The sequence below is a fragment of the Bythopirellula goksoeyrii genome (genome assembly GCF_008065115.1).
GTDB classification, from domain to species: domain Bacteria; phylum Planctomycetota; class Planctomycetia; order Pirellulales; family Lacipirellulaceae; genus Bythopirellula; species Bythopirellula goksoeyrii.
In genome coordinates this window covers 1,280,011-1,294,820 of sequence record NZ_CP042913.1, presented here as the reverse complement: position 1 = coordinate 1,294,820, position 14,810 = coordinate 1,280,011, and the positions used below count along the sequence as shown (strand labels likewise).

Below are 14,810 nucleotides of genomic sequence, written 5' to 3'. Positions count from 1 at the left end.
AGAGGTTAAATATGACATTGCCATTAGAGTTTACGGTCGCGGAGGACTTCCCCTCCGTCACCTACCAGCAGTGGCGTTCTGTTGTGGAAGATGATCTCAAAGGCGCTCCCTTCGAGAAGAAGCTGGTGACACACACCTACGAAGGTATCGATATCCAGCCCGTCTACACACAAGAAGATGCCCTCAACCACCCCGAAGCGATTGGCTTTCCAGGGTCACCACCCTTTATTCGTGGGTCCCTGCCGCCCCGGCTTGCCCTCCAGGGAGCCGATCTCCGTCAGGAATACTACCATCCCGATGTGAATGTAACGAACAAACAGATACTCGCCGATCTTGCCGGTGGAGTGACCTCGGTCCAACTCCAGTTCGATCAAGCTGCCAGCAATGGTTTCGACCCCGATGAAGTGACGTTAAGCGATACACTTGGGGATGAAGGCCTGATGGCCTACTCCCAGCAAGATCTGAACACCACATTAGAAAAGGTACAACTCGAAAGTGTCGGCATAGCCTTGGATGCCGGAGCGGCATTCTTGCCTGCAGCAGCCCTCCTGGTTTCACTCTGGCAGAAGCAGGGACTCGATTTAGCTCAAGTCCAAGGTGCCTTCAATAGCGATCCACTAGCTACCCTGGCCCGCAATGGCTATCTGCCGCTGTCGCTGAATTCTTCGCTCGCCTTGCTGGCCGACCTGGCCCAGTGGACAGCTCACAATTGCCCGCAGCTAACCGCTGTTGGAGTCAACACGGCACCATACCATTGTGCCGGAGCAACAGCGGCGCAGGATCTCGCCTTTCAAATGGCTACTGCGGTAACGTACTTGCGTGCGATGATCGCTGCTGGAATGAACATCGATGAGGCGGCAAAGCAGATACTATTCCGAGTGGAATTAGGTACACATCATTTTCTCGCGATTGCTAAGCTACGTGCCGCCCGCCGTCTGTGGTCGCGCGTTGTTGAAGCCAGTGGTGGCTCACCGGGGGCTGGAGCTATGAAACTACATGCTCGCACCAGTGACCGCGTCCTGACCCATCGAGACCCCTATGTCAATATTCTGCGCAATACGGTCGCCATGTTCGCCGGCAGCATCGGCGGAGCAAACATTGTGACCTCCGTCCCTTTCGACAGCCTTCTTCGCCTGCCAGATGAGTTCAGCCGCCGCGTGGCACGCAACACACTGCTCGTAATTCAAGAAGAAGCGCATTTACAACGTGTGATCGACCCAGGTGGCGGTAGCTGGTTCTTGGATTCGATCACCGATCAACTTGCCAAGGAGGCGTGGGATACGTTTCAAGAGATCGAGCGACTGGAGGGAATGGTGGCTGTATTGCATTCTGGGTGGGTCGCCGACCAGATCGCCGCCGCCCATGCACCCCGCGCAACGGACATTGCCCGCCGAAAAGAGGGGATCACCGGAGTGAGCGAATTCCCCGACATTGCCGAAGCTCCCCTGGAGACCGTGGCACCCGATGTCTCGGCACTTCGCCGGGCAGCATGCGAACGCATGACCACTCGAGGAGATTTCGATCCAGCTGAGGCATCGTCTGAGAGATCCAAGACAGCTGCCGCTGTAAAAGCAGCAGCGGAGGGAGCCACGATAGGTCAACTGGCTCGCATGGCAGGTTTTCATGATTCCATCACTACCACGAAAGCCATCAAATCTCGCAGCTTTGCTCAACCCTTTGAAGAATTACGCGATGCAGTAGACGCCTGGGAAAAGCTCCACGGTCGACGCCCCATCGTCTTCCTGGCCAATATGGGACCAGTGGCCCACCACACCGCGCGCGCCAGCTACGCTAAAAACTTTTTCGAAGCCGGCGGCTTCCGAATTGTCTCCAACGATGGATTCAAAGACGCCGACGCAGTTGCAAAGGCGTTTTGCGATTCAGGAGCGCTAACTGCCGTTATCTGCTCTTCCGACAAGCTGTACCAGGATTTCGTTCCTGATGTCGCCGCAAGCCTCAAGCGTTCCGGAGCCAAGACAGTAGTACTTGCGGGAAATCCGGGAGCCAATGAAACAGAGTGGCGCAATGCAGGGGTCGACCGTTTTATTTTCATCAAATGCAACGTCCTGGAAACCTTGCGCGACGTGCTGCGTGAGGAAGGTGTGATAGAATCATGACAATCCCCAACTTTGCCGAGATTCCGTTAGTGTCCGCTAAAGGGAGAGATACTCTCGCATCGCAGGCGACAACCAATGGCAGCGCGGACGACCTCCCCGTGTGGATGACCCCTGAGCAGATAAATGTTTCGCCAGTCTATACCACTTCTGATTTGGAAGGAGTGGACCACCTGCAAACCATGCCAGGATTTCCGCCGTATGTGCGTGGTCCCTATGCCACGATGTATGTACTCAGGCCATGGACAGTACGGCAATACGCCGGCTTTTCAACCGCCAAGGAGTCCAACGCGTTTTATCGTCGCAATCTGACCGCTGGGCAGATGGGGCTCAGCATCGCTTTCGATCTTGCTACCCATCGAGGCTATGATTCCGATCATCCTAGGGTGAGTGGTGACGTCGGCATGGCAGGGGTGGCAATCGATAGCATCTACGACATGCGCATGCTATTTGATGGTATTCCACTGGACCGCATGAGCGTGTCGATGACTATGAACGGAGCCGTGCTGCCAATCATGGCACTCTACATCGTGGCCGCCGAAGAACAAGGTGTACCACCCGAGCAACTCGCGGGCACCATTCAAAATGACATTCTCAAGGAATTCATGGTCCGCAATACGTACATCTATCCTCCTGAACCCAGCATGAGGATCATTGCCGACATCTTTGAATTCACCAGCCAACGGATGCCCAAATATAATAGCATCAGCATCAGTGGTTACCACATGCAGGAAGCGGGTGCCACAGCCGACCTGGAGTTGGCCTATACCTTGGCGGATGGCTTGGAATACGTTCGAACCGGCATTCAGGCCAGCTTGAAAGTCGATGCCTTCTGTCCTCGGCTCTCCTTTTTCTGGGCAATTGGCATGAACTACTTCATGGAAGTTGCCAAACTCAGAGCAGCACGCATGATCTGGGCCAAGCTCATCAAGCAATTTGAGCCAGAGAATCCCAAGAGTTTGTCGCTGAGAACACACAGTCAAACGAGCGGATGGAGTCTGACCGCTCAAGATGTCTATAGCAATGTCGTGCGGACCTGCCTGGAAGCAATGGCGGCCGCCCATGGCCATACGCAGTCGCTGCATACTAATGCCCTCGACGAAGCACTCGCCTTGCCTTCGGATTTCTCGGCACGTATCGCCCGCAACACACAGTTGTTCTTGCAGCAGGAGACCGACACCTGCGATGTTGTCGATCCCTGGGGAGGGAGCTACTATGTCGAGCGACTTACCCACGATCTGGCCGCTCGTGCTTGGCAGCATATTCGTGAGGTCGAAGAACTGGGAGGAATGACCAAAGCCATCCAGGCTGGTATCCCTAAGATGCGCATCGAGGAGGCTTCCGCACGCACCCAAGCCCATATCGATTCCGGTCAACAAACGGTCATCGGCGTCAACAAATATCGCCCGACAGAACCGGAAGACATCAAAGTCCTGCATGTCGACAATACAACCGTACGCCAGGCACAGATTGCTAACCTCAAGAAGCTCCGCGACGAACGGGATCAAGCCGAAGTCGATCAGGCTCTTGAAGCACTCACCAATGCCGCTCACGACAAAACGGGCAACTTGCTAGAATTGGCGATCAATGCGGCGCGTGCCAAAGCGACCGTCGGCGAAATGAGCGAAGCATTGGAAAGAATCTATGGTCGCTACGAAGCCCCCACCCGCGCCGTCCGGGGAGTCTACGCCGCAGAAATCGGAGACCACGAAAACGTGCAAGAAATCCAAAAACTTTTGGAACGCTTTGAAAAGCAAGAGGGGCGCCGACCACGTATCCTGGTAGCCAAGATGGGCCAAGATGGGCACGACCGCGGGCAAAAAGTGATCGCCTCGGCCTTCGCCGATCTGGGCTTTGACGTCGATATCGGCCCGCTATTTCGCACCCCCGCCGAGACGGCTCGCCAAGCGGTGGAGAACGACGTGCATATCGTCGGTGTGAGTTCTCTTGCAGCAGGGCATCTGACACTTGTTCCTCAACTTCGTGATGAATTAGCAAAGCTCGGTCGCGACGATATCCTCATTGTCGCCGGTGGAGTAATCCCTCCTGAAGACTATCCAGCCCTCTACGAGGCAGGTGCTTCAGCAGTCTTTGGCCCGGGTACTGTCATCGGTGAGGCAGCCGCCGAACTTATGAAAGTCCTCGCTGATCGACTCGAGATATCCCTCGAAGGCAAAACCTCGTAAGGAATTCTCCAACTTGCCACCACGCCGTCGCACACTTACGACCGAAGATTACTTTCAAGGTGTACGCGCTGGTGATACCTCGGTACTGGCTCGCGCTTTGACGCTTGTCGAGTCGAGTAATCTCCAACATCAACTGCAAGCCGAAGAACTGCTTACCCGTTTGATGCCGTTCACCGGTAAGGCTATTCGCGTCGGCATCACCGGTACTCCTGGAGCTGGCAAGAGCACCTTCATTGAAGCGCTAGGGCTGCAGCTAGTCCGTACAGGGCATCAGGTGGCGGTACTCGCTATTGACCCCTCTAGTGACATCACCGGCGGCAGCATACTCGGCGATAAAACACGCATGCCCAATCTGGCGGCCGAGCCACACGCCTATATCCGTCCCACTGCATCCGCTGGCACCTTGGGAGGCGCTGCTCGTCGCACACGCGAAAGCATGCTCGTCTGTGAAGCGGCCGATTACGACGTCATCCTGATCGAAACCGTGGGGGTGGGCCAGTCCGAGTCCTATGTCTCCCACATGACCGACTGCTTGGTGGCACTCGTCTCCCCCGCTGGTGGGGATGAACTGCAAGGCATCAAGCGAGGCCTCTTAGAGGTCGTAGATTTCCTCGTGGTCAACAAAGCCGACGGCGAATTGCGCACTGCCTGCGAAGTCGCCGCCCGCCAATATCGCAACGCCCTTGAGACCATCTCAGGTGGCCATACGACCCAAAACTCAAAGGTCTTTACGGCCAGCGCCCTGCAAAATGAAGGGATCGATAAAATTTGGACCGCCGTCGAGCAGAGGGTCGCACGCTTGAAAGCCAACGGCACACTTGCCGCTCATAGACAAAGCCAAAACCGTCACTGGCTTTGGGCAATCGTAGAAGAGCGGCTACGACAGTCCATCTACACTCACGCCGACGTCGCCAAGATCCGCCCGCAACTAGAACAAGAAGTCCTAGCCGGAACCATTTCCGTTGAAGCCGCCGCGCGGAAGATTCTCGATGCCTATGGACTGCGAAATTAACATGACAGCCCGCACCCACTTGAGTGCTGGTTCTTCTTGTATATCGGTAAGTCGAAGCGGATCCTGATTTAATCGTTCTGCTGGGGAAGTCCATGAGAGTTTTTCATCGCTGGCGAATAGAGATACGCAGCATCATCCAGCGGCTTTACGAGGATCTGACGAAATCTTACCGGGCAATCGTGGTCCTGCAGAAGGAGTGGACCGGTTCCTTTGAAGTTCTCGATTCTTTGTATTTCGGCCAAATAGGGCGTCGTATCGTAGGCATAAGGATTGTACTCCGAGCCTTGATTACCAACCTTCGCGTCGTCGTGAATTTTTTCTCCATTGAGCCATGCCGTGATAGAGCCTTCGGCAGTCAGCTGGCCGGATTCATCACGTCTAGGCGCATGAAAGAGAATCTTGAGCGTCTGCCATTTCCCAGAGCCTTGATCGGCATTTACCAAAGGAGCATACAAGCCGTAGATAGCACCCATATCATGATTCGTAAGTTTCTGTTTCCCCTTGGTGGTGAGGATCTGAATCTCATACAGTCCGTGCAAAAAGACACCACTATTGCCGTCGGTATCGCTCGGCTGGAGAAACTGAAGTTCAATTTCCGCATCGCGGAAATGAAGTCTGGATACCAGGTTGTTCGACCTCCGCGTATTTGGAGTCGAAACCAAAGCCCCATCTTCCATTCGCCAATCACTCTCAGAACCCGTCGAGCTGACAAACAGATTTGTGCCACTGCCATCAAATAGCACCACAGTCTTCTCCGTAGGAGCGGCATTGGTTTGGATGCCGCCGATCACGCAAAGACATAAGAATTTCAGAAATCGCACGGTAAGCGATCGCATAGCTTTCTCTCGCAAGAAAATGGAGGGCGGTCTACAACCTTGGAAGAACATAAATAGTTCCTCGCAGACCGACCTTATTGTGATAAACTAAATGCAGTTTCTAACTTGAGTTTCTATCTGTGAGTATACACTGGTGGCTGCAACTCTTAAAAACATCTCTCGGCGAAACTTCTTCACTTGGCTCACTGCTTCGGCTGCACCGGCTTTTGTGCGTTCTTCGGCCCTGGGGTTCGCTGGCACGATCGCATCGAGTGAACGAATTCGTATGGGGCTCATCGGGTGTGGTATCCATGGGGCAGGATGGAATCTCGATCAGATGTTTGCCAATCCGCACCAGCAGGTCATTGCTGTTTGCGATGTTGACAAGCATCATGCCGCCGAGGCGGAAAGCCGGGTCAATACACATTACTCCAACAAGCTTGGATGCGATTACCGCTGTGAAGTGTATTACGATTTTCGCGAGTTACTCAACCAGGCGCAAGTCGATGCCGTATGTATAGCGACGCCAGACCACTGGCATGTGATTCCTGCGCTGATGGCCCTGCGAACCGGCAAGCATGTCATCTGCGAAAAACCTCTCTCTCTCACGGTCACGGAAGGACGGTTGCTCGCCGATGAAGCGATGAATTCGGGGCTCGTGTTTCAGACTGCTTCGGAAAACCGTTCGATCGATTCGCACATCCGCATTTGCGAATTAGTTCGCGGCGGGTACATCGGTGAGCTCCGCAATATTAAGGTGCTTCTCGAAAAAGGAAATGCTGGTCGCGGGAACAAAGACTTTCGCATTCAAGATCCACCAATTCATCTCGACTACGAAATGTGGCAAGGCCAGGCGCCACTTGCACCCTATTGTCCCGCCAGGGTGCATAACACTTATCGCTGGAATTTGGCGTACTCGGGAGGTCGCATTACTGATTGGGGTGCTCATCTGATCGACCTGGCGCAGTGGGCATCGGGGAATCAGGAAACCGGTCCAGTCGAAGTCGCTGGCACCGGCAAGTTTCCGTCACGCGAGGCTGTCTGGAACACCGCCGAGGAGTTCGATCTGCACTATCGTTACGCCAACGGAGTGACTATGCATGTCTGGAGCGATGTGCCGGCACTCAAATTCGAGGGGAGTGAGGGCTGGGTCATGTTTCGTGGTTGGCGAGCGCCCTTGCGGGCGAGCAACCCGAGTATCCTATCTGTTAAGATACCGCCTGAGAAGCAACTCTATCACCCTCGGGTCATCATCGAGCGTCCCGACGAACTTTACGGCGGCGAGCATCTCAACTTTACTGATGCGATTCGGCTCGGAACTCCAACCTACGCGCCGGCTGAAATTGGCCATCGCACTGCAACGATCTCCCATCTTGGCAACATTGCCATGCAAGTCGGACGGAAGCTTAACTGGGATCCCAAAACTGAGCGATGTGACGGCGACGAACAAGCCAACCAAATGCTCAGCCGTGAACAGCGTGAACCCTGGAGGATCGAGAACATCGATTCATGGATCAATGTCAGTTGATCGCTTACCCAGCTCAACAGAACAAATTTGCCGTCTAAGATTCTATGAACCTTGCTTAGCGCTCCGTTGATTACAAACCAACTAACAAATACCAAAAGTCTCGAACAGCCTTTTCGGCCTTCTGGCGACGCTCGGTAGGACTTCCGAGCATCTCCTCGTCTCTATTCTTCACTGATCAATCCTAATTCTCCCGCTCCAATCCAGGCTGTGGGCACACACAGCACATCCTCCAATAGCGGGGTTTCCGATTTGTTGTTACGTTTCTGCTCTTTGCATCGCTGTCTTGCCTCCTCTTTCGTCGACGGCCTCGATCGCTTCAACAGCAAGTAGAAGCAAATAGTCAAGGGCACAAGGGCACTGCGAAGTCGGACGATTCACACAGTGAGCACAAACCCCCTCATGAAAGCGTTCGATATAGGGTCCCATCCAGTTTGAATGCTCCAGGTGCACGGCTTCGACTAGCTCGCGAAGGTTTACCTCAACCCCGCATCGCTTCCCCAGTGGTTCGCAAGGCGGCCCGCCAGGCGGCCTCTCGATGCATCGCGAGCAAACTCGTTCGCGAATTTCGGCCATGTAGTCTTCCAGGTCGGTTCCTTCGTACATAATGCACCTCACTTTCTCGTGATTGTTAGCCGTACCAGTAAGTAGTCTGCAAGGCGCATGCCAAGTTTTGAATCGGAGAGTTGAATCAAGCTATCTACATAGTATTGGCGTGAAATTCCCCCTAACCTATGTGTTACGCCTTAATCCATCTGTTGAAGCTGGGCGCGCGGAGTCGCTCGGCCTTTTTTGGGTATGGAAGATCACGTTGACCGGATTCAAAGCCGACAACCGAGATAGGACAGGAGAATATAGGATAATGAGTTCAATTTGGAGTTTCCTAGCGAAAGCCCACTGTTTTTTCGAAACTCATCGTCAAAGGTTATCAGACAATCTGAGCGGCAAAATGCCTGAAAGGTAGAAGAGACCTACTGCTCAAAATACCTTTTTTCACTTTACCGAGTCTCATTACTGAATTTCGACTCTTGAGGCCGGCCAGAGCGTCGTCTGGCGCAATGGTTGGAGTCTAGAGCAAAACTTCTTAATTTACCCAACTTGCGACGTGCGACGGCCAGCTAAATACCCCTTTTCGAAATGCCCGATGACGGTAAGCAGCTTAATAGTAGTCCGTCTTCTTTTCCCATTGACTTAAGGTACGGTTGCCTCAAACTTCACCGTGATTTTAAGGTTGAGCAACTCAAATTCAGAAACTGCACACTGCGCCAAATCCGCACACTGTATTGCTGGAATCGGGCGATTATGCACCCATAACAATATTCTCAGTCGAAAATTTGCCGGATGAGAACGGTCATGTTTGGCCTGTTAGTTGCACTACCGGTTGATGAAATCTGTTATTTATCTATTGAGGAGCAAAAGAAATGTCTACTGCCATGGTCGAAGTTCCCAGTGCGGTCAACAACCCCGAGTTAGTCAAATGGGTCGACAAGATGGTCGCCCTCTGCCAGCCAGAAGCCGTGCATTGGTGTGATGGTACGCAGGAGGAGTACGACCAACTCTGCAACGAAATGGTCGAGAGCGGCACTTTCATACGCTTGAACCCCGATCTAAGGCCCAACTCCTTTCTTGCCCGCAGCCATCCCAGTGACGTTGCCCGAGTCGAAGATCGCACCTTTATTTGTTCACTGAGCAAAGGTGAAGCCGGTCCGACGAACAACTGGATGGACCCCAAAGAGATGAAAGCCCTGCTGACTCCCAAGTTCGAGGGGTGCATGCAGGGACGTACACTCTACGTGATTCCCTTCAGCATGGGTCCCATTGGATCACGAATCGCGCATATTGGGATTCAGATCACCGACTCCCCCTATGTGGTCACCAATATGCGGATCATGACCCGCATGGGGACGGCCGTGCTGGAAGCCCTTGGCGAAGGGGAATTCATCAAGTGCCTCCACTCGGTCGGAATGCCGCTTGCCGACGGGGTCGAAGATGTCCCGTGGCCTTGCAGTCCCGATCCTCAGAACAAGTACATCGTTCACTTTCCCAAGGAACGAGCGATCTGGAGCTATGGCTCCGGCTATGGCGGCAACGCCCTGTTGGGGAAGAAGTGTTTCGCCTTGCGAATCGCTTCGGTCTTGGCCCGGGAGCAGGGTTGGCTTGCCGAGCATATGCTGATCACAGGAGTGAAGGACCCTTCGGGCAAGAAAACGTACGTTGCCGCGGCGTTTCCCAGTGCGTGTGGCAAGACCAACTTCGCCATGTTAGTCCCTCCGAAGGAATATCAAAAGTCCGGCTGGGAAGTCACCACTGTGGGGGACGACATCGCCTGGATCAAGCCGGGAGAAGATGGCAAAATTTACGCCATCAATCCCGAAGCGGGTTTCTTCGGCGTCGCCCCCGGCACGAACGAAGAGACCAATCCCAACGCAATGGCCTCAATCCGTGAGAACACCATATTCACTAATGTTGCACTCACCGACAACGACGATGTGTGGTGGGAAGGAATGGATGGCCCGCCACCTGAGCATGCCATCGACTGGCAAGGAAACGACTGGACTCCGGCAAGCGACAAGAAGGCGGCCCATCCCAACAGCCGTTTCACCGCCCCGCTTTCGCAGTGCCCTTGTGCCGACCCCGAATACGACAATCCCGACGGTGTGCCGATTTCTGCGTTCATCTTCGGCGGCCGTCGCAGTACGGTTGTGCCACTGGTGTACCAATCGTTCAACTGGGCTTTTGGGGTGTACACGGGCGCAACGATGGGCTCGGAAATGACTGCCGCGGCATTTGGGGAACTCGGCCAGGTCCGCCGCGATCCTTTCGCAATGCTCCCCTTCTGTGGCTACCATATGGGGGATTACTTCAGCCACTGGCTTGATTTTGGCCGCAAGCTTCCCGTCCCGCCACGCATATTCAATGTAAACTGGTTTCGGAAGGACGCCGAAGGCAACTTCCTCTGGCCCGGCTTCAGCGACAACATGCGAATTTTGCAATGGGTCGTCGAACGCTCGCAAGGCAAAGCGGTCGGCATTGAATGTCCGCTCGGTTGGATGCCGAAGTACAAAGACATTGATTGGCAAGGATTGGATTTCTCCGAAGAGCAATTCCAGCAGCTGATGAGTGTGGATCGCAACGATTGGATGAAAGAGATCGCGTCGCACGACGAGTTGTTTTTCAAACTCTACGACCGCCTCCCCCGGGAAATCACTTTCATCCGAGAGCTCTTGCTTTCTGGCCTCTGGCGTTCCCCCGAGCGTTGGGACCAGAAAGGAGATTAGATTGCCTGCAACGCGTCGCGGAGCACGATTTCGAGCACCGCGGCGCGACTGTTGGATTCGCCTTGACGAAACGGAGCGCGTTTTGGCTCCTTACGTCGGATTGTATCGTGCCATGTGATGAGGTTGGAAACAGATTACCCCTCGATTTTCAATCACAATCTATTCTTTGCTACTCGAATTCCAAGATTACCTGATCCACGGCAAGTGTTTCACCGACTGTTGCCACGATATGGGCTACTTTTCCATCGCGTTCTGCCCGGAGGACATTTTCCATTTTCATTGCCTCGACCACAGCCAAGTCTTGGCCTGCCTTCACCTCTTCACCGACTTCCACTCTCAAGCTCGCGAGCATGCCCGGCATGGGCGACAACAGAAACTTGCTCAGGTCGGGGGGCTCTTTGACAGGCATTAGTGAGAGCAGACCGGCAGCCCGAGCAGAAAGGGCCAGCATGTCTACTTGCGTACCCCAATGGAACAGTCGATAGATGAGATGTCGACGTTCCACTTGAACACAGACATCTACTCCATCGATGCGGCCACGGAACAAGGGTTGTCCGAACTCCCAATTGCTTTCAACATGGTAGGTCAGGTCGGCGTAGGTCACATCGTATCCTTGTTCGGCCGGGCAAATCTCAACAGGATGATGCTCGTTACCTGTAACGATCACCCATTGCTGACCCACCTGGGGTTCATAGCCAGGCAGTTGGCCACTAATCTGAGCCGCCCGCTCGCGATAGCGACGATGGATCACTGCACAAACGATGATCAGCAGCGCGGGATCATCGTGCACTACATTCGTGGCGTCGAATCCGTCGGGGTATTCCTCTGCAATCAGGTTGGTACTCAACTGCCCCTTGGCAAATCTCGGATGATTGACCAGGGCTCCCAGGAAACTGATATTATGCGCGACCCCCCGAATCGTGAACTCATTGAGTGCCCTGCGCATCCGCTGGATACTTTCCTCACGATCCGCGCCATAGGTAATCAGCTTGGCGATCATGGGGTCGTAATGAATCGAGACCTCTCCACCTTCGTATACCCCCGTGTCCACCCGCACATGTTCCGTTCCACTAGGTGGTGCATAACGCACCAGACGTCCCACCGAGGGGAGGAAGTTACGGAACGGATCTTCGGCGTAGATACGAGCCTCGATGGCCCATCCCTTAAGCCTTATGTCGGCTTGTGAGAGTGGCAAAGGTTCCCCTGCTGCGATACGGATCATCAGTTCGACCAAGTCCAGTCCAGTCACAAACTCTGTCACTGGGTGCTCGACCTGAAGTCGCGTGTTCATCTCGAGGAAGTAGAAATTGCGCTCCGCATCGACAATGAATTCTACTGTCCCAGCCGAATGGTATTGCACTGCCCGAGCCAAAGCAACTGCCTGCTCTCCCATGCGAGCTCGGGTTTCCTCATCAATAAACGGCGAGGGGGCTTCTTCGATTATCTTTTGGTGACGCCGTTGCAATGAGCACTCACGTTCACCCAGGTGAACGATGTTACCGTGGGTGTCACCCAAGACTTGGATCTCAATGTGGCGGGGTTGTTCGATGAATTTCTCGATGAAGATGCGATCATCACCAAAGCTAGAGCGGGCTTCATTACTGGCGCGCTCAAAGCCTTCCTGACAATCTTCATCATTAAAGGCGACTCGCATGCCCTTTCCACCACCACCGGCGCTCGCCTTGAGCATGACAGGATAGCCGATGCTTTGTGCTATTCTAACCGCCATGACGGGGTCGCAAATGACCTCCGTGGAACCTGGAACCGTGTTGACCCCCGCCTCCTGAGCAAGTTGTTTCGAAGTGATCTTGTCACCCATCGAAGTAATAGCATGCACCCCTGGACCAATAAAAACGATGCCGGCCTGATCTAGCTGTTTGGCAAACTCAGCGTTCTCTGAAAGAAATCCATAACCCGGATGAACGGCGTCGGCTTGCGTAGATCGACAAGCCTCCAGAATGCGATCAGCGACCAGATAACTCTGCGAGGATGTGGATGGTCCAATGCAGACCGCTTCGTCGGCCAGAGAAACATGAAGGGCATCCTTGTCTGCTTCTGAATAGACGGCAACGGTGAGAATGCCCATTCTTTTCGCCGATTTGATGACCCGGCAGGCGATCTCACCTCGGTTGGCAATGAGTATCTTCTTGAACATGAGAGTTTCCTTCAACCTATTTACAGCGGGATATTTCCATGCTTCCGCCACGGGTTTTCCAGCTTCTTGTTGCGCAGTAGAGCGAGCGACCGGCAGATTCGCTTTCGTGTCTGGCTCGGCATGATCACATCGTCGATAAACCCGCGTCGTCCGGCAACGAATGGGTTGGCAAAGCGTTCGCGATATTCGTCGGTCAATTCTTCTATACGCGCTTCATCTCCTCGTTCTTTACGAAAAATTATTTCCACAGCGCCTTTCGGCCCCATCACCGCTATTTCCGCGCTGGGCCACGCCAGATTCACATCACCTCGCAAGTGTTTCGATGCCATCACATCATAGGCACCACCATAAGCCTTTCGTGTTATCAGAGTAATCTTGGGGACAGTCGCCTCGGCAAAGGCATATAGTAGTTTCGCTCCATGCTTGATGATCCCACCGAATTCCTGAGAAGTCCCAGGCATAAAGCCGGGGACATCAACCAACGTAAGAATGGGGATACTAAAACAATCGCAAAATCGAACGAATCGGGCGGCCTTGATCGCCGACTTAATGTCCAAGCACCCTGCCAGCACCATCGGTTGATTAGCAACGATTCCCACAGGATGGCCTTCCATTCTCGCAAAACCGATAACCATGTTCTTGGCATACTCTGGTTGAATCTCGAAGAAATCTGTGTCATCGACAATTTTCAAGATCAATTCTTTCATGTCATAAGGCTTAGTAGGACTGTCAGGAACCAGGGTATCAAGCGATGGCTCAGATCGATCTGCACTATCTGGTGTAGGACGATATGGTGGAGCGTCTTTATTATTCGCCGGTAGGTAATTGATGAGTCGTCGGATCATCAACAAAGCCTCTATGTCATTTTCAAACGCCCGATCCGCGACGCCCGATTTAGTCGAGTGTGTTATGGCTCCTCCTAGTTCCTCATGGGTCACCGTTTCGTGGGTGACTGTTTTCACGACCTCCGGCCCCGTGACAAACATGTAGGAACTATCTTTGACCATGAAGATAAAATCGGTCATGGCCGGTGAATATACAGCACCACCTGCACATGGACCCATGATCAGAGAAATCTGAGGGATGACTCCCGATGCCAACACGTTGCGTTGGAAGACATCCGCATAGCCGCCTAGCGAGGCAACACCTTCCTGAATTCGGGCTCCACCGGAATCATTGAGACCGATAACCGGGGCACCCACCTTCATGGCATGATCCATCACCTTACAGATCTTCTCGGCATGTGCCTCGGAAAGAGAACCACCAAACACTGTGAAGTCTTGGCTAAAGACGAACACCATCCGGCCGTTGATTGTGCCGTAACCAGTCACCACTCCATCGCCCGGAATGCTTTGGTCTTTCATACCGAAATCGGAGCAGCGGTGTTCGACAAACATGTCCCACTCTTCAAAGGACCAGGGGTCCATCAGCAGCTCTATTCGTTCCCGGGCAGTCAGCTTTCCTTTGGCATGCTGGGCTTCGATGCGTTCTAGCCCCCCTCCCATTTCGGCAGCCGCTCGTTTTTCAGCTAATTTGCGGACAATTTCTTGCATGGCTCCTTTTCCTTTATCTATCCGATCCAGACTTCTACCGACTGAATTCAAATCTGCCACCCTTGCATTCTATTCAAATACTACTGCAGATGCGAGACAGATTAATGCATAAGCAATAATTTTTCTAATAATGTCGCATCACAATTAATTTAACTCATTGCCCTGTAAGTAC

The 14,810-nt window shown here is 53.5% G+C and carries 9 protein-coding genes; 5 read left to right on the top strand and 4 right to left on the bottom strand.

The window, feature by feature from the left end; genetic code table 11:
• The first annotated feature begins 11 nt into the window (after window positions 1–11).
• The 3 genes from Pr1d_RS05145 to meaB are packed head-to-tail and all read left to right on the top strand — an operon-like array spanning window position 12 to window position 5,312.
• Window positions 12–2,117, top strand: a complete 2,106-nt coding sequence (locus Pr1d_RS05145; protein WP_148072527.1) for a methylmalonyl-CoA mutase family protein — start codon at window positions 12–14, stop codon at window positions 2,115–2,117.
• Window positions 2,114–4,300, top strand: a complete 2,187-nt coding sequence (gene scpA, locus Pr1d_RS05140; protein ID WP_148072526.1) for a methylmalonyl-CoA mutase — start codon at window positions 2,114–2,116, stop codon at window positions 4,298–4,300. The genes Pr1d_RS05145 and scpA overlap by 4 nt, the downstream gene beginning before the upstream one ends.
• A 13-nt stretch (window positions 4,301–4,313) precedes the next feature.
• Window positions 4,314–5,312 (top strand): methylmalonyl Co-A mutase-associated GTPase MeaB, encoded by a 999-nt coding sequence (gene meaB / locus Pr1d_RS05135; RefSeq protein WP_148072525.1) that lies wholly within the window; start codon window positions 4,314–4,316, stop codon window positions 5,310–5,312.
• Between the two features lie 68 nt (window positions 5,313–5,380).
• Here meaB and Pr1d_RS05130 read toward each other — a convergent pair whose 3' ends face one another.
• Window positions 5,381–6,148 carry a 3-keto-disaccharide hydrolase gene (locus tag Pr1d_RS05130; RefSeq protein WP_168205053.1) on the bottom strand — a complete coding sequence of 256 codons (768 nt, stop codon included), beginning with the start codon at window positions 6,146–6,148 and terminating at the stop codon, window positions 5,381–5,383.
• A gap of 133 nt (window positions 6,149–6,281) precedes the next feature.
• On the opposite strand from Pr1d_RS05130, the gene Pr1d_RS05125 reads away from it, so the two are divergent.
• On the top strand, window positions 6,282–7,655 hold the full coding sequence (locus Pr1d_RS05125; protein ID WP_148072523.1) for a Gfo/Idh/MocA family protein: 1,374 nt from the start codon (window positions 6,282–6,284) through the stop codon (window positions 7,653–7,655).
• Between the two features lie 255 nt (window positions 7,656–7,910).
• On the opposite strand, the gene Pr1d_RS05120 is transcribed toward Pr1d_RS05125, so the two are convergent.
• Window positions 7,911–8,258: a hypothetical protein gene (locus Pr1d_RS05120; RefSeq protein WP_148072522.1), complete on the bottom strand. Its 348-nt coding sequence runs from the start codon at window positions 8,256–8,258 to the stop codon at window positions 7,911–7,913.
• 815 nt (window positions 8,259–9,073) lie between these two features.
• On the opposite strand from Pr1d_RS05120, the gene Pr1d_RS05115 reads away from it, so the two are divergent.
• Window positions 9,074–10,930, top strand: a complete 1,857-nt coding sequence (locus tag Pr1d_RS05115) for a phosphoenolpyruvate carboxykinase (GTP) (RefSeq protein ID WP_148072521.1) — start codon at window positions 9,074–9,076, stop codon at window positions 10,928–10,930.
• 169 nt (window positions 10,931–11,099) lie between these two features.
• On the opposite strand, the gene accC is transcribed toward Pr1d_RS05115, so the two are convergent.
• Together accC and Pr1d_RS05105 are read right to left on the bottom strand one after the other, a co-directional pair.
• A complete protein-coding gene (accC, locus tag Pr1d_RS05110; protein WP_148072520.1) occupies window positions 11,100–13,085 on the bottom strand; it encodes an acetyl-CoA carboxylase biotin carboxylase subunit in 1,986 nt (661 codons plus the stop codon).
• A gap of 20 nt (window positions 13,086–13,105) precedes the next feature.
• Window positions 13,106–14,638 (bottom strand): acyl-CoA carboxylase subunit beta, encoded by a 1,533-nt coding sequence (locus Pr1d_RS05105; RefSeq protein ID WP_148072519.1) that lies wholly within the window; start codon window positions 14,636–14,638, stop codon window positions 13,106–13,108.
• Window positions 14,639–14,810 lie beyond the last annotated feature (172 nt).